Genomic DNA, 14749 nt, shown 5'->3' with positions numbered 1-14749 from the left:
TTAAATTAAGAAGGAATGATAAAGAAAAAGCCGCCACGAGGGCGACTTTGTACATGAAGGGGATAAGACCTAACTGCTTATGCGCTCCTTTTAAACGGTTTGAGCAGTTGTTTTCCAAATACATTGATGAGAGCGCCTGTCACAATCAAGCTACCACCTAGGTAAGTCCAAATCGATGGTATTTCATTAAATAGCCATACACCAAGCAGCGCAGAAAAGACGATTTGTACGTAAGAGTAGGCTGAGGCTTTACCAGCGGCTTGGGTTTGCATTGCTTTGGTTAAGCCATATTGGCCGATCTGAGTGAACACACCGACTAATACCAACATGATGGTAATGAATAAGCTTGGCCAAACAAAGTCATTCCAAATCAGGGCTATTGATAAAGGCAGTGCCACCATTGGGAAGTAGAGGATGATCACTGAGCTGTCCTCGGTTTGGCTGAGCTTTCGTACAATTACATAGGCAATCGAGCTACCCAATGCGCCAATCAATGCCATCATGATGCTGAACAGAGGCAGTTCATTGGTCATGCTGCTGTTCATATTGGGTTGAACCATCACAAATAGACCTGCAAGGCAGAAGGCAATACAGATCATGGTTGAGGTTTGAACACGCTCTTTTAGAAACAGAACACCAAGTAGAGCAGTAAATACAGGGTGCACGTACTGAAGGATGGTCGCTTCTGCCAGCGGAAGTGTCGTCACCGCATAGTAAACACACATCAATGCCGCGGTTCCGACTGCTCCTCTAACGAATAACAACGGTTTGTTGTTACCCCAAACTGAGATGCCTTTACGCTTAACGTCAATATAACTGATGATAAGAGACACCAAGGCCCTAGCGGCGACAATTTCAAAGACAGGAATGCCATAGTTGCTCACGTACTTTACGCATGCCGACATCAGCGCGAAACCTAATGCGGATAGCAACATAAAGCGAACCCCGACGGGGATGAACGAGAAAGAGAGTGAAGGCATAGGATTGTCTTTGTGAGTTGAGTAAGAGCTGAATGTGAATCATACCTCAATTGTGAACACCGAACGTAAGCGAATTGAAAATTATTCCACTTTACGTTTACAAAATCATTGGACTGTTTGGGCATGATGAGTGTTCATAAATCACTCTGGACAAGCTCTCGGTAACCTCTTATTTTGGTAGCAATCCCATAACGAAGGAATGCTTAGTTTATGTTTAGTCATGTATTTTTAGGTGTAGAAAGTATCGCGCGAGCAAAGTCATTTTATGACGCAACCTTAGCGGCATTAGGCCAAAGCGAAGGAGTAGTGGATCCTAAAGGTCGCTGTATTTACCTATCTGACAATGGCGTTCTGGGTTTAACCCAGCCAATTAATGGTGATCCTGCCAGTGTCGGTAATGGGATGACGGTAGGGTTTGTTGCGAAATCTCCAGAAGAAGTGGATGAGTGGCATCGCATCGGTTTGGAAAACGGCGGTACCAGTATTGAAGACGCTCCAGGTGTGAGAGACTCAGGTGTGCGTCGACTTTATATGGCATATTTGCGTGATCCCGATGGTAATAAAGTCTGTGCAACCCATTTTATGCCATAGTTGCATATAATGAAAATAGAGGCAGAGGATTGCATTGAGGAGAGTAAAATGGAACATAGTGAACGGTTTTATGAGAGCTTTGAACGCTGTCGAATCGATCAAGAGTTTTTGGAAGCTTTCCTCAGTGATTTTTGTGAGCATAACCCACGGTTTTCGGAGCGATTTGCCAATGTTGGGTTAGAGCAGCAAACCAAGATGCTTAAGGCGTCGATCATCTTGATCTATAACTCTTCTGGTTTACCAAGTGTAAGAGACTCCGTAAAGCGCTTGGGTAAGCAACATAAAGACCTCGGGATGGATATCTCAGAGCAAGAGCTTAATGAGTGGTTTCAATCACTGCTTAATACGGTCAAAAAGTTCGACCCGCACTATGATGCGCAGGTCGAACAAGCTTGGACAGAAACACTCGATATTGGCCTCAAGATTATGAAGCAAGAGTGTGTCGTTAAATAAGCTTTGAGCCAGTTAAGCCTTCGTTACCCTAGCCTATGTGTGTTTTATCCGTAGAACTTCCTTTAGAAGGTAAAACCGGCCTGGATACCAAACGTTGAATCTCTGTTGTGCCAATCGTCTTGGCTACGGAATTCATACCAATCATATCCTGCACGAGCTAAGAATTGTGAGTGACCGAAAATAGGTGTTAGCGATTTGTATTCAACGCCAATCCCGTAAGTGGCACCGAAGTTAACCGTTGAACCTTTGGTGCTTGTGCCGTCGCCGTATTTTGATTTTACTTCTGACTTTATATGGTAGGCCCCTAACTTACCGTAAATGGCGAAGTTATTGCTGACGTTATATTTATACATAGGCGCTACGGAAACGAGTAAGGAATCTAAATCTTCCTCGACGGTGATTGTTGGGTTATTGCCATATACATATTTGTCATTGGCGTTGATTAGAAGCAGTGACGATTCGATGTACCAATTGCTTTGCATAATCTGACTGCCAAGCGTGAACTCGCCACCAATGTCATTATTGTCGATCGCGACACCACCTAATACATACATCTCATTTGACGCGAATGCCGAAGTGGCTGCCATTGCCATCAAAGAAGTCAGTGCCGCTACGTGTAGTTTTTTCATGTTTTCTTCCGAAGTGTGTGAATTTCGGGAGAGGATTCTAGCGGCACTTTTAAAATAAAAAACACCGTTCAAAAAGATTAAGAACGTTTAAACAAGTATTAAATTTATCAATACCTAGATTTAGTGTTTTGACGTCTAAAACAAGTTTTTTTTAGCTTTGATGCTTGATGGTTAACTATTGATTTTAATGGGTTTGTTGAAGCTTTCATTGTCAATTTTTGTATAAAAAGCTCTAGTAACTAAACGTTCGCTAGAGCTTGATGTCGTGTGAATTGACCACCATTTTAATAAAGATTAAGTGTGCTAGATGAACAGCAAGCTAGCCTTTTCCAGTAACAGAGTAAAGTTAGGCTTAGAAATAGGCTGCCCATCCAACTAAGAAACCTTGTGACGCAGTGTCGTAACTGAAGGTGCCTGGGTTGCTATAGTCGACCCAAGTGGATTTGTAGGCGATGTTTAAATCGGACCAGTCATTAATTTGATAACGCGCCCCCAGCAGTAGACCCGATGTGAAGTCGGTATCGCTGCCTAGACCGATATCAAGGCTCGCATGAGTTTGCCAGCTAGCATCGAGTTTTTGCGTCCAACGCACCCCAATTAGGTAATCGATCCAATCCTCATCCAATGAGCGCGAGTTATTGATAAGCCCCCCACTGGAATAGAGCTTGGTATCAATGTCGTTGTCCCACCATCGAAAACCCACCATGTAGTCAATAGAGCCAAAGTCGTAGTGATAGCGCTTGAAGCCCTTGGTTTCTAGTACGCCTTGCCTGATGTCTACTTCGCCTTTCAATAACCCAGAATTCCCAATGACTGAATCTGCTTTGCCGCTTAACTTCATGAAACTGTAATCGACATAGTAGCCCCATTGATTGTCGTAGATACCCTCTAGTCTCAACATAGCGCCCATGTCGAGATGATCCATGATGAACGAAGGATCGACATTGACATCGGTTGAGAGGTTTGCAATCGAGGTATCGCCTCGAATGTTAAGAGCCAGTGCATAGATCTCAATGCTGTGCTGCCATTTTTTTGTGCTCGTTTCTGAGCTTGTTTCTTGGGCAGTAACGGTTGAACTGACAACTAACATTGGTGCGATTAGGTAATGCCACTTAGCCATATTGATATCCCCATATTCGATGTGAAAATGCGCCTTAATGAATGATTAGATCTTTGATTTACTTTGCTTATATGCAACTTGTATATCCCTGATTGTAGACTATGTTTTCTTTAAAGAGCCAAACTTTGAGAGTAAGGGTATGAAGCCACAGAGTATTTTCTTGTTCGTTGCGGTTTTAGGTTTAACACCTATTGCACTGTCTTATGGTTATGCACCAGTTGTCTCTCTCGACTATCTATTTGGTATCGACGCCACACCCATCAACGTTACTCATATCTTCCGTGCCGTGATGGGGCTTTATCTCGCGCTCGCTCTGTTTTGGGTGTTTGGCGCCCTGTTCAAAAAGTATCGACTGCCAGCGCTCTATAGTTTGGTGGTTTTCATGTTGGGTTTAGCTGCCGGACGAATCATCAGTTTGGTGGTGGATGGCATGCCGCATTGGCTACTTTTTGTTTATCTGATCTTAGAGCTGGGCTTTGGCTTAGTCGGTTTAAAAATGGTTCATAACGAGCAATCTGAAACAGTATGAGGACATTCTATGAAAAGGATTTTCCACCTTCTTATCCTGAGTATGTTGAGTAGCTTTTCGCTATCAGCATGGTCAGCTCAAGAGCAACCGAATATCTTTGTTATCTTTACTGACGACATTGGGATTTCAAACCTAAGTGCGTATCACAACGGGGTGATGAGCAGTGAAACACCGAATATTGATAGCATTGCCGAGAAGGGCATGTTGCTCACAGACTATTATGCTCAACCTTCATGTACAGCGGGGCGTTCAGCTTTCCTAACTGGACAACTGCCTGTTCGAACGGGCATGCACACAGTGGGCTTGCCGGGTGGGCCTGTTGGGCTGCATGCGGACACACCAACGCTGCCAGAAATTCTCAAAACTATGGGCTATGTGACGGGCCAGTTCGGTAAAAATCACTTAGGTGACCGAGATGAATTTTTACCGACTATGCACGGTTTTGATGAGTATTGGGGTTGGTTGTATCACTTGAATGCGATGGAATACACCGAAGACCCTGATTGGCCAAAAGATGGTTCATTGGATGCATTCGCACCACGTAACGTGATTTACGCTAAGTCGGACGGCAAAGGCGGTCAAACCATTGAGGATGATGGTGCGCTGACCATCGAGCGTATGCGTACATTAGATGATGAAGTAAACAAACACGCGATCAACTTCATCGAAAGGGCGGTTGAGGCGGATAAGCCATTCTTCACTTGGTATTGTCCATCACGTGGTCACGTTTGGACGCATCTTTCACCTGAATACGAAGCTATGCTCGGCCAAAATGGTTGGGGACTTCAAGAAGTGGTAATGAAAGATCTTGATGATCATGTTGGTGAAATGATGGCGAAAATGGAAGAGCTTGGTATTGCCGACAACACCATCATCATTTTCACTGCGGACAACGGCCCTGAAATCATGACATGGCCAGATGGTGGTATGACGCCATATCACGGAGAGAAAGGCACAACGTGGGAAGGCGGCGTACGTGCACCTGCTCTAGTGAGCTGGCCAGGTAAGATTCCTGCTGGCAGTGTGGGCAACGGCATCTTTGATGGTATGGACTGGTTACCAACGCTTGTTGCAGCAGCTGGTGGTCCAGCGGATCTGAAAGAGAAAATGCTCAAAGGTTACGATGGCTTTAAAGCGCACCTCGATGGCTATAACCAAGTCGATATGCTGACTGAGAAAGGCGAATCCAACCGTAAAGAGATTTACTACTACGAGAGAGACAAGCTGCAAGCAGTTCGAGTCGGGGATTGGAAGGCACACTTTGTGGTTCAAAACCATGGTTGGAGTGGTCCTAAAGAAGAACTGAACGCGCCACTACTGTTTAACTTACGACGCGACCCTTATGAGCGAGCGGCGGAAGAGTCGGGTATGTACCTTAAATGGATGGGACAGAAGATGTGGGCATTTGGTCCTGCTCAGGCAGCGGTACAACAGCACCTAGCGACCTTCAAAGAGTGGCCGCCTAAAACACCGGAAACTCAACCTCAAAACACCGGTGGTGTCGGAAACTAACCGCTTTCAAATGTAAAAATCCCGCTCTTGATGAGCGGGATTTTTTATAGGAATGTATCCTTCAGTCTCGTTATTTGAGCGTCGTTTTTCTCTCAATAAACCTAACTGGAACCATCAATTTAACCAAGCTTGTCTCTTGGTCTTGGATTTGGTTAACAACAATCTTCACAGACTCTCGCGCAAGACGTTTGAAATCTTGCTTGAAGGTACTTAGCTGATAATTCAGCCATTGTGTTTGTGGGATATCATCAAAGCCAATCACCTGTAGATCCTCAGGGATTCTTAGGTTGAATTCCAGGCGAGCTACATCCATAACCGCCATTGCGAGGTTGTCCGTCGCACAGAAGATGGCTTCTGGTTTAGAAGGTTCTGAAAACAGAGTTCTGATCGTTTCTAAGGCATCAAGGTAGTCATAATCGGCTTCAACAACGCGCGCTTGTTTACCCGTTAAATCTTCAAACTCAGCGCAAAAACCTGATTCGCGCTCGTCATTGGTGTAGGTTGGAACATTACCGGTTAGATAAACCGCAGATGTAACGCCACTACTGTGAAACTGCTGTGCTGCAAGCTGTCCGGCTGCATAGTTGTCGCTCACAACATGACTACTCTTAGTGCCTTCAACCACACGAGCATACTGAACAATAGGGATATCGAACTCTTCACACTCTTCATACAGTGATTTGTTGAACGTAGCGGAAGCGGCAATCACACCATCGACACGATATTGGAAGATGTTAGGGATCGAGTGGTTGTCATTTGCATCCACTTGCCACGGGATAAGTACTGCTGAGTAACCCTGTTTTTGCAGTTCTGTCGAGATGAGTTGCAGGGTTTTCATGTGGATAGGGTAATCTGCATCTGGGAAGACCAACCCAATCAGTTTAGATTCATTGGTAGTCAGGCTTCGTGCAAAAGCGTTAGGACGATAGTTGAGGGCTTTAGCGGCTTCGAATACTTTTTGTTTGGTCTTTTCCGATACCGAACTGCCCGGCACAAATACACGAGAAACGGTAGATTGAGAAACGCCAGCCAGTTTAGCGACATCTTTTGAAGTTACGGTTGCTTTCGGTACCGAGGAGTGTTTTGGAGAGTTCATAGACCATGCATTTTAAGCCGAATTAATGGCGTGTAGAGTATCATAAGTAGGTACGTATTCAAAAAGTCAATTGAATCAAATTCCATGAAAAATAAGGCTTAGCAGGTTAAGTTGGGTTATAGGCTGGGTATAACCCAAAAAGCTCTGCTTAGTTAATGAGATAACATCGCAGAGCTTTGTTTAGAATTTAGAAGGTTCTGTTCATACTAGAAGTAGTAACGAATACCTGCGGCAAATTGGTCGTCGCTGTTTTCGTACTTCACACCATTGTATGAGTCTTTGCCATTATCGAATTGGTACTCAGTCCATACTAAGAATTTGTTTTTCTTAAAGTGGTACTCAAGGCCAGGGATAATCAACTGACGCTCGTAACCATTGGCATTGTCGTCTGTATCCGTTAAGTAGTTGACGTTAAAGGTTGGACGTAGACCATTCTCAAAGTGGTAGTAAGTAAAGAATTCAGCACCACGGTGGTCGTAGAACTCTGCTTGGCTTGTGGTTTCCCAGTTTGAACCTTGGCTGTAAGTGAAGCCAACAAACAATCCGTTGTTAGTGTAGTTCACACCCAATAAACCGATGTGTTGAGTATCGCCATTTTTGATGTTCTGAACACCCGCTTCAACATCGTCAAACTCATTTTGGTGGTAGGCTAAACCAATGGTTAGGCCATCCATAACCGTGTATAGCGTTGAGGCACCCATACCGTTTTTCAGTGTTGCTGTTTTACCATCAGCCAGGCCAACATCTTCACGAGTTGTTTGGTAGGTAAAGCCGTACTTCCAGTTATCGTTGATGTTGTTGCGGTAGGTGATTGAGTTTTCCGCACGACCAGTACCTGACGCAATACCCCAGTCAGACAAGTTGTAGTAACCAGAACCACGCGAGCCAAATACACGACCCATATCGGTAAACCAAGCCACATCATAGAAGGTAGACCACTGCTTAGTACCCGCTGCGATCTTGCCATATTTATCGTGTTCTACACCTGCGTATAGAAGTCGGTCATAAATGTTGTCGCCGTTGGCACCAGAGTTGTAACCCCACTCAGCGTGGCCAAAGCCAGTCCAATCATTGTCTAGTCCCATTTTGCCTTTTAGGCCAAAACGAGAGCTACCGCTGTTCCATTCGCCGTTATGGTCGCCACCTTTGTCGTGGTAACGAACGTCAAAACGGCCGTCTAGAGTTAAGCTGTCACCAGCTTCATTAGTAAATGTGTGGGCTGCAAAAGCAGAGCTAGAAGTAAGCGCAGCGAAGACCACTGCAGAGATAATCGACTTTTTCATTGTTGTTTTCACTTTATTCAGGCGGTCGAAAGCCACCGTGCTTTCAAGCCCGTTAAATGTAATGGTTCAGAGGGTGCACCCATCCGTGAGGCACAGGTTGGTTATTTTGAGTGGAGCAAGTTGCCGAGGGCGAGAAGGAGCCCTCGGCAGTCATGTCGACCTAGTGTAGGTATGGACTAGATAGACAATAGGACAGAGTTACAGCGTTGGGTTTAGGATTGAAGAAGTGCGTTCGAACACATCTAGACCTTGCTGTTTTAGCCAGAAAGGAAGATCAATCAGTACCCAGTTTTCAGATAGCTTGTCGCCGTCTCGGTAGTAAACGTCAACCACTTGCATGTCTGCGCGAACTTCGCCACCAGTCATACCTAGGAAGCCACCTGTTGGTGTGTTTGATAGGTTTGGCCAACCGAAGAAACAAGAGAAGCTACCTTCAGCGAAACGACAAACGTGCCCATTAAATTTCTTGTCTTTCAGGTTATTACGGAAAGGAAGTTGGTGTTGCTTCTGGTAACGTGGGATTGTGTAAGATGCACCGATACCACAAGGGCCGTACCAGATCATATCTTTAGACCAGCTCTTCTCTAGAACCTCAGGTGGACAACCCATTGCGCCGCTGTCGTTAAGTGCAGATAGGTCATCAACCATCTTGTTCACTAGAGCAAGTGTAGCAACGCCCTCTTCTGGAGCTGCGTCTTCAAACAGTAGACCGTCGTGGTTACGTGGGCCAGGGTATACGAAGTGCTTACCTGTCGATGGTGGTAGTGGGTAGCAACCCGCTTGGTCCATCATGCCTAGTAGGTCTAGGAATAGGCCTGTCTTAGTGATTTTGCCTTCAACAACACAGTTAAACTCTGCGTAACGAACGTTCATGATTTTGCCAGTAGGGCGCATGCCTAGGTATTCAGCGTCGAATAGACCCATGAAGTGACCCATGCTCATTACCCAAATTTCATCTGGGTTGATTTCGTTGTTACCGCCGATGAAGATATCTTGACGACGCTGCATGCGAGTCATTGATTTCATCATTGGAGCCCAGAATACGTCAGCTGCCGCTTGAGCGCCTTCTTGCTCACGGAATGGGTAAACACCGCGCCACAAGTAGTCTTCAGAAGTGTGTGCTTTTAGTACTTCAGCAACGTTCTCGTGAGTTGCATTTTCCATCGCATTAAAGTATTCGCGAACAATGCGTTTAGCTTCTTGATATTTAGACATAATTCATTCTCTTTATGTTGTCGAGTCAACATTCGGAACAGGACTCGATTTGGATTTTGTTACCGGCTGACTGCTCAGCCGGATCAATGTTTATTTCTTGTCTTGAGAGACTTTCAACTAAAGGGGATTAAGCTTTTGCCGCTTCCGCTTTTTTGCTCTTGTCGAAGATGCCGCCTTTCAATGTTTCTGGTAGAGATAGCCACAGTAGACCAGCCACAATCCATACGATTGGTGAGCCCCACATTGCCGTTGCAAGGTCGCTGCGCTCTTGGATGAATACCAGCACCATTGGTGCCCACATGCCGATGATACGACCACCGTGGAATAGGGCTGCGCCGAAGCTGCGTAGGTGAGCTGGGAACAGTTCTGAGAAGTAACCACCCCATACTGCTGAAGCTGATAGGCCGAAGTTGTAGATAAGACCCAGGATAGCCAGCATGTTTAGGCTGCCGATCATTACGTCGCTTGGAGCAACGAAGAATACCGATGCCATGATGCCTGCAAGGATGAAACCGAATGCGTTAACCTTACGGCCGTATTTGTCTGCAATTGCACCCCATACCCAAGCACCGAATAGAGAACCGAATGCCGAGATAGAGAAGATGATGCCGATGGTCGCGCCGTCGAATTGACGAACTTCTTTTAGGTACGTTGTCACGAAGCCTGAGAAGAACTGGTAGCCGTAGAAGTTAAGACCTGCTAGCAATAGACAAGTGATGGTTAGCTTGCGGTAAGGCGCGCTAAGCATTTCGCCCCAAGAGCCTTTTTTCGCTGGTGCATTTGATGTTTCCGCTTTCGCTTGATCTTCTTCACCGTAAGCGATCACTTTTTTGTCGCTCGGAAGGATAAAGATCATCACTACTGCAGCTGCTAGAGGAGGAATACCACCTACCCACATTAGGCTCTGCCATGGTGCGTCAATGCTAGAGATAAACGCTGCGTAAGCACCCATTGCCATAAGAGCAACCGAGAACATCGAAGAGGCGAATGCCGTTAACTTACCGCGAACCGTTGGCGTGAATAGGCCGATCATTAGGCTTACCGCTACCGTGAAGTAACCACCTAAAGAAATACCGATGATGAAACGCATTGCTGCCCACATAGCGTAGTCAGTAAACATCATGTTGATGATCGTTGCGCCGCCGTTCAGTGCAGTGATGACAATAAGAGTCGATTTCTTACCAAAGTTTGATGCCACCCATGCGCAGCTTAGAGCACCAATAAGTGCACCAACCGACTGCCATGTATAGAACTGAGCCGTATCTGCTAAGTTAATGCCGTCATATGCATCAACGATGTATGGGCGTACGTAGTCAATAATTACAAAGTTATAACAATAGAAAAAGTAGCCTACTAGAATTGCAAGATAAGCAGCTACCCTTTGAATCATAGGAACTTCGCTCATGTGTTTTTTCGTAGTCATGACCGATAAACCTTTATTTTATATAGGGTGTTATGAGTTTTGATTACAGTGTAGTAGGTATTGGTGTTTACTACGCTGTCTTCGTTTCGGGAGAGATAATAGAGTTTTTGTGGTTATTAGATCCGTGATCAAAGTCAATTTTAAAATGAGTGCGTACCCATTATGTGTATTTTGGTGATCTTGATCCCATTTAATCGTCATTTTTGCCGTTTTGGGACTTTTTGAGCGTTTAATCGTCAATCTTAGTGACAATACTCACACTTATTGGGGGTTTTTGAGGGAAAATATCCAATTTTAAGTAATATTGGCAGCGAATGATTTGCGAAATACAATAAACGGAATCTCAAAATGGTTACGTACTCAAGTTTTGTGGTGATTGCTCTTTATGTGTTAACCACACTATTTATCAGCTACTTAGTGAACAAGCGCTATAACGTAGGTGGCGACTTTTCCACAGGCGGAAAGCAATTTGGTTGGTTTACGGCAGGGGTATCTATTCTTGCGACCTACATCAGTGCGATGACATTCGTAGGCATGCCGGGCTGGGTTTATAGCTCAGGTCTGGAAGCGATGAGTGTTCACTTGAATTATCCGATCGTCATCTTTTTCGCTGTCGTTTTCTTTGTTCCTGTCTTTTATAAGCTTGGCCTGACTTCAATTTATGAATACCTAGAGCACCGCTTCGGTGTTGTTGCTCGTACGATCAATTCCATTGTATTTATTGTGGTTCAATGTATTTCTGCGGGTGTCATTTTGTATGCAGTAGCGCTGATCTTAGTACAAGTGCTACCCATCGGGATTTCTGAAGCAATTATTTATATCAGCCTGTTCACTGCTCTTTATACCTACGCTGGTGGTATCTCAACCGTCATATGGACCGACATGCTGCAGTCTGCAGTACTCATTATCGGCAGCATTGCGATTTTTGGTTTGCTTCTAATGAAAATTGAAGCGGGCGAGATGCCGTCACCAGAACAACTTAACATCATCAACCTAGATTTCGACTTGGGTGTTGATACCACTTTATGGGCGGGCTTGGTCGCAGTGAGCTTTTTGCACCTTAGCGTGTATGGCACTAACCAGCTGATTATTCAAAGAACGTTGGCGACAAAAGATGTGAAAACAGCACAGCGATCTATGCTGCTGTGTGGCTATGGTGCGTTTTTCATCTACCTATTTTTTGCAGTAATGGGCGTACTGCTTAGTGTCTTTTATCAAGACAATAGTTTTGAAAACAGCAATGAAGTGATTCTCGATTTTGTGTTTAACCACACCAATCCAATCATTGTCGGTTTAGTGATTGCTGCGTTATCAGCTGCTGCTATGTCGACTCTCGACTCGACCTACAACTCAATGGCAACCGTCGCAACGTTCGATTTTTATAAGCGCTTTTTTCGTAAATCAGCTTCCGACGCACACTATGAATCGGTGGCCAGAAAGATGAGTCTTGTTGCCGCTGCGTCGGTGGTGGTGCCTGCTTTGCTCGCTGTTTCAAACGAATCTGTACTAAAAACCATTGCTAGCCTTACTTCAATTTTTGTTGGTATTCGTCTTGGCTCTTTCATCCTTGGGCTGTTTTTCAAAAAAGCGAATGAGAAGGGCGTGATTGCCGGCAGCATAGGCAGTGTGGTTGTGGTGTTTATTGCCAAATACAGTGGTATTTCTTGGCCTTGGTTTGCACTGATTGGCACCGTCGTTTTTCTCGTTCTTGGTGTTATCGTGAGCCGATTCTTTGGTGAAGTCACTCAACAACAAAATGAGTTTATTGCTAAGCAAAAGCACTGGTTTGCCAAGCCGACGACAAGTCATTACGGCTTATTGGTATTTGCCGTAGTCACCGTCGCTGCTTGTACCGTTATTCCTGATTGGCTTTATGCCGTTCTTTCTTAATTGACCGATTTTTAATGGTAGTTCTATGTTATCGATCTTTGATATCTACAAAATTGGTGTTGGGCCTTCGAGCTCGCACACCAACGGCCCAATGATTGCGGGTTTTCATTTCACTCAGTTAGTTGCTGACAAAATCACAGAAGTGGTTCGTGTTCAGGTCGATCTTTATGGTTCACTGTCACTCACTGGAATCGGACACCACACCGACAGAGCAACTATTTTGGGATTGCTCGGTAACAAACCAGATACGATTAAGATCACCAGTGCTAACCAAGCGATGCGTCGAGCAATTGATAGTGGTGAGATGCAGTTAAGTGGAAGCCACACTATCGGTTTCAACTATAAAACTGACATGCTATTTCATGAGGACAATCTACCACTTCATGAGAACGGTATGATGATTACTGCCTTTGACCAAGCTGGAAATGTGATTGTCGATGAAACCTATTACTCAATCGGCGGTGGTTTCATTGCAACCGCTGATGAACTCCAGAATGGCGCTCAATCTAAGTCTGTTGAGGTGACATACCCGTTTAGTAATGCTGAAGAGATGCTTGAGCAGGCAGAAAAAAATGGCATGAGCCTAGGCGGCATGATCCTGCAAAATGAGTCCGCTTTCCAAGATGTTGATGCGATTGCAGAAAAGGCAGACCAGATTTGGCGCGTGATGTCACGTTGTATGGAGCGTGGTTTTGAAACTGAAGGCATTCTTGATGGTGGACTGAACGTCACTCGCCGAGCTCCAAACCTACTGAAAAAGTTGGAAGCGAATGCTGCGGTTGAGAACGATCCAATGGAAATCATGGACTGGATTAACTTGTTTGCCTTTGCCGTAAGTGAAGAAAATGCTGCTGGTGGTCAGGTAGTCACATCACCAACTAATGGTGCTGCTGGCGTGATTCCGGCTGTATTGATGTATTACCATCGCTTCATTAAAGAGTTGGATACCAAGCAGTTAAAAGATTTCTTAGCAGTATCGGGCGCGATCGGTATTTTGTACAAAACCAACGCTTCCATTTCAGGTGCCGAAGTGGGGTGCCAAGGTGAAGTCGGCGTATCATCTTCTATGGCGGCTGCGGGTTTAACTGCACTTCGTGGTGGCAGTAACGAGCAGATTTGCATTGCCGCAGAAATAGCAATGGAGCATTCGCTGGGTATGACGTGTGACCCAATTGGTGGCTTGGTACAAGTGCCGTGTATTGAGCGAAATGCAATGGGTGCGATGAAGGCGATTAATGCATCACGCATGGCTTTGAAGCGTAATAGTAAATCTCTGATCTCGCTGGATAAGGTTATCGCGACCATGTACCAAACAGGTAAAGACATGAATAAGAAGTATCGCGAAACCTCATTGGGCGGTTTGGCGCTTATTCATCTTGCACATCCTTGTGAGTAAGGCCAACTCAGTCTCAAGCCTTTGTGAGACCGATACTCTTGTATGAACGACAACAAAAAGCCCAGTCGCATTATCGCTGACTGGGCTTTCTAAGTTTTAAATCCACTAATCTTGCAGCGGCAGTTGGTAGCTGTTTTTAAGCTCCTTCACTGAGATGTTAGACTGAATTGCGCTGACGCCTTTTACTCGTCGAATAGAGCTGATTCGCTCAAAATACTCTTCCAGATCTCTCGCCAACACCTGAATCATGTAATCGGCACCGCCTGCAATGCAGTGGCACATGGTGATCCAGTCTGTGACTGCGACAAACTCTTCAAAAGGTTCGGTGTTTTCAACCTCATGATTGCCGAGTGTTACCAGGGTAAAACCTGCCACATGCAGCCCCAGTTTTTTGCGGTTTAGTTGTGCGGTATAGCCATCAATATAACCGGTTTCTTCCATGCGCTTCCAACGACGCCAGCAAGGTGTTTCACTCAGGTTTACCTTCTCGGCAAGCTTGCTGTTACTCATGCGTCCGTCTTTTTGAATATGTCCAAGAATGGCAATATCCGTATCATCTAGCACCTCGTTGGTGGATTCTTTCACTTTCATAATGATTTTAGAAAAAGTCTGCTCAAATTTGATTTAATACT

The 14749-nt window shown here is 45.1% G+C and carries 14 protein-coding genes; 6 read left to right on the top strand and 8 right to left on the bottom strand.

Features of this window, described 5'->3' with window-relative positions; genetic code table 11:
• Positions 1-77: 77 nt before the first annotated feature.
• Positions 78-980 (bottom strand): DMT family transporter, encoded by a 903-nt coding sequence (locus tag VFDL14_RS18720; protein ID WP_200870282.1) that lies wholly within the window; start codon positions 978-980, stop codon positions 78-80.
• A 210-nt stretch (positions 981-1190) separates the two neighbouring features.
• Here VFDL14_RS18720 and VFDL14_RS18725 point away from each other — a divergent pair, with 210 nt between their 5' ends.
• Together VFDL14_RS18725 and VFDL14_RS18730 are read left to right on the top strand one after the other, a co-directional pair.
• Positions 1191-1571, top strand: a complete 381-nt coding sequence (locus VFDL14_RS18725; RefSeq protein WP_032549548.1) for a VOC family protein — start codon at positions 1191-1193, stop codon at positions 1569-1571.
• 48 nt (positions 1572-1619) lie between these two features.
• Entirely contained in the window at positions 1620-2024 is a 405-nt protein-coding gene (locus tag VFDL14_RS18730; RefSeq protein ID WP_032549547.1) for a globin, read from the top strand.
• A 62-nt stretch (positions 2025-2086) separates the two neighbouring features.
• Here the strand turns inward: VFDL14_RS18730 and VFDL14_RS18735 are convergent, their stop codons facing one another.
• Together VFDL14_RS18735 and VFDL14_RS18740 are read right to left on the bottom strand one after the other, a co-directional pair.
• Positions 2087-2653, bottom strand: coding sequence for an outer membrane protein (locus tag VFDL14_RS18735; protein WP_032549546.1), 567 nt, complete (start codon positions 2651-2653; stop codon positions 2087-2089).
• A 352-nt stretch (positions 2654-3005) separates the two neighbouring features.
• Complete coding sequence (locus VFDL14_RS18740; protein WP_032549545.1) at positions 3006-3773, bottom strand: hypothetical protein; 768 nt, start codon at positions 3771-3773, stop codon at positions 3006-3008.
• A gap of 139 nt (positions 3774-3912) precedes the next feature.
• On the opposite strand from VFDL14_RS18740, the gene VFDL14_RS18745 reads away from it, so the two are divergent.
• Positions 3913-4302 carry a DUF4345 domain-containing protein gene (locus VFDL14_RS18745; protein WP_032549544.1) on the top strand — a complete coding sequence of 130 codons (390 nt, stop codon included), beginning with the start codon at positions 3913-3915 and terminating at the stop codon, positions 4300-4302.
• Between the two features lie 9 nt (positions 4303-4311).
• Positions 4312-5814 (top strand): arylsulfatase, encoded by a 1503-nt coding sequence (locus tag VFDL14_RS18750; RefSeq protein ID WP_032549543.1) that lies wholly within the window; start codon positions 4312-4314, stop codon positions 5812-5814.
• A 70-nt stretch (positions 5815-5884) separates the two neighbouring features.
• Here the strand turns inward: VFDL14_RS18750 and VFDL14_RS18755 are convergent, their stop codons facing one another.
• From VFDL14_RS18755 to VFDL14_RS18770, 4 genes are all read right to left on the bottom strand, one after another.
• A complete protein-coding gene (locus tag VFDL14_RS18755; protein ID WP_032549542.1) occupies positions 5885-6910 on the bottom strand; it encodes a LacI family DNA-binding transcriptional regulator in 1026 nt (341 codons plus the stop codon).
• Between the two features lie 206 nt (positions 6911-7116).
• The gene (locus VFDL14_RS18760; protein ID WP_032549541.1) at positions 7117-8193 is read right to left on the bottom strand and encodes a porin; all 1077 of its coding nucleotides are present in this window, start codon (positions 8191-8193) and stop codon (positions 7117-7119) included.
• Positions 8194-8391: 198 nt separating this feature from the next.
• Complete coding sequence (locus VFDL14_RS18765; RefSeq protein WP_032549540.1) at positions 8392-9408, bottom strand: nuclear transport factor 2 family protein; 1017 nt, start codon at positions 9406-9408, stop codon at positions 8392-8394.
• A 127-nt stretch (positions 9409-9535) separates the two neighbouring features.
• Entirely contained in the window at positions 9536-10831 is a 1296-nt protein-coding gene (locus VFDL14_RS18770; protein WP_032549539.1) for an MFS transporter, read from the bottom strand.
• Between the two features lie 348 nt (positions 10832-11179).
• On the opposite strand from VFDL14_RS18770, the gene VFDL14_RS18775 reads away from it, so the two are divergent.
• Positions 11180-12721: a sodium:solute symporter family transporter gene (locus VFDL14_RS18775; protein ID WP_032549538.1), complete on the top strand. Its 1542-nt coding sequence runs from the start codon at positions 11180-11182 to the stop codon at positions 12719-12721.
• A 25-nt stretch (positions 12722-12746) separates the two neighbouring features.
• Positions 12747-14117, top strand: coding sequence for an L-serine ammonia-lyase (locus VFDL14_RS18780; protein WP_032549537.1), 1371 nt, complete (start codon positions 12747-12749; stop codon positions 14115-14117).
• Positions 14118-14222: 105 nt separating this feature from the next.
• Here the strand turns inward: VFDL14_RS18780 and VFDL14_RS18785 are convergent, their stop codons facing one another.
• Positions 14223-14708 carry an Lrp/AsnC family transcriptional regulator gene (locus VFDL14_RS18785; protein WP_004739989.1) on the bottom strand — a complete coding sequence of 162 codons (486 nt, stop codon included), beginning with the start codon at positions 14706-14708 and terminating at the stop codon, positions 14223-14225.
• Between the last annotated feature and the right edge of the window lie 41 nt (positions 14709-14749).

The sequence above is a fragment of the Vibrio fortis genome, from assembly GCF_000695685.1.
In the GTDB taxonomy this organism is placed as follows: Bacteria; Pseudomonadota; Gammaproteobacteria; order Enterobacterales; family Vibrionaceae; genus Vibrio; species Vibrio fortis_A.
The sequence above is the reverse complement of the archived record's forward strand: the minus strand, read 5'-3'. Positions and strand labels throughout refer to the sequence as shown.

Bases quoted from the DNA above. Each gene is read 5' to 3' on its own strand.
- VFDL14_RS18720 (WP_200870282.1), bottom strand. From the start codon at position 980: ATGCCTTCACTCTCTTTCTCGTTCATCCCCGTCGGGGTTCGCTTTATG.
- VFDL14_RS18725 (WP_032549548.1), top strand. From the start codon at position 1,191: ATGTTTAGTCATGTATTTTTAGGTGTAGAAAGTATCGCGCGAGCAAAG.
- VFDL14_RS18730 (WP_032549547.1), top strand. From the start codon at position 1,620: ATGGAACATAGTGAACGGTTTTATGAGAGCTTTGAACGCTGTCGAATC.
- VFDL14_RS18735 (WP_032549546.1), bottom strand. From the start codon at position 2,653: ATGAAAAAACTACACGTAGCGGCACTGACTTCTTTGATGGCAATGGCA.
- VFDL14_RS18740 (WP_032549545.1), bottom strand. From the start codon at position 3,773: ATGGCTAAGTGGCATTACCTAATCGCACCAATGTTAGTTGTCAGTTCA.
- VFDL14_RS18745 (WP_032549544.1), top strand. From the start codon at position 3,913: ATGAAGCCACAGAGTATTTTCTTGTTCGTTGCGGTTTTAGGTTTAACA.
- VFDL14_RS18750 (WP_032549543.1), top strand. From the start codon at position 4,312: ATGAAAAGGATTTTCCACCTTCTTATCCTGAGTATGTTGAGTAGCTTT.
- VFDL14_RS18755 (WP_032549542.1), bottom strand. From the start codon at position 6,910: ATGAACTCTCCAAAACACTCCTCGGTACCGAAAGCAACCGTAACTTCA.
- VFDL14_RS18760 (WP_032549541.1), bottom strand. From the start codon at position 8,193: ATGAAAAAGTCGATTATCTCTGCAGTGGTCTTCGCTGCGCTTACTTCT.
- VFDL14_RS18765 (WP_032549540.1), bottom strand. From the start codon at position 9,408: ATGTCTAAATATCAAGAAGCTAAACGCATTGTTCGCGAATACTTTAAT.
- VFDL14_RS18770 (WP_032549539.1), bottom strand. From the start codon at position 10,831: ATGACTACGAAAAAACACATGAGCGAAGTTCCTATGATTCAAAGGGTA.
- VFDL14_RS18775 (WP_032549538.1), top strand. From the start codon at position 11,180: ATGGTTACGTACTCAAGTTTTGTGGTGATTGCTCTTTATGTGTTAACC.
- VFDL14_RS18780 (WP_032549537.1), top strand. From the start codon at position 12,747: ATGTTATCGATCTTTGATATCTACAAAATTGGTGTTGGGCCTTCGAGC.
- VFDL14_RS18785 (WP_004739989.1), bottom strand. From the start codon at position 14,708: ATGAAAGTGAAAGAATCCACCAACGAGGTGCTAGATGATACGGATATT.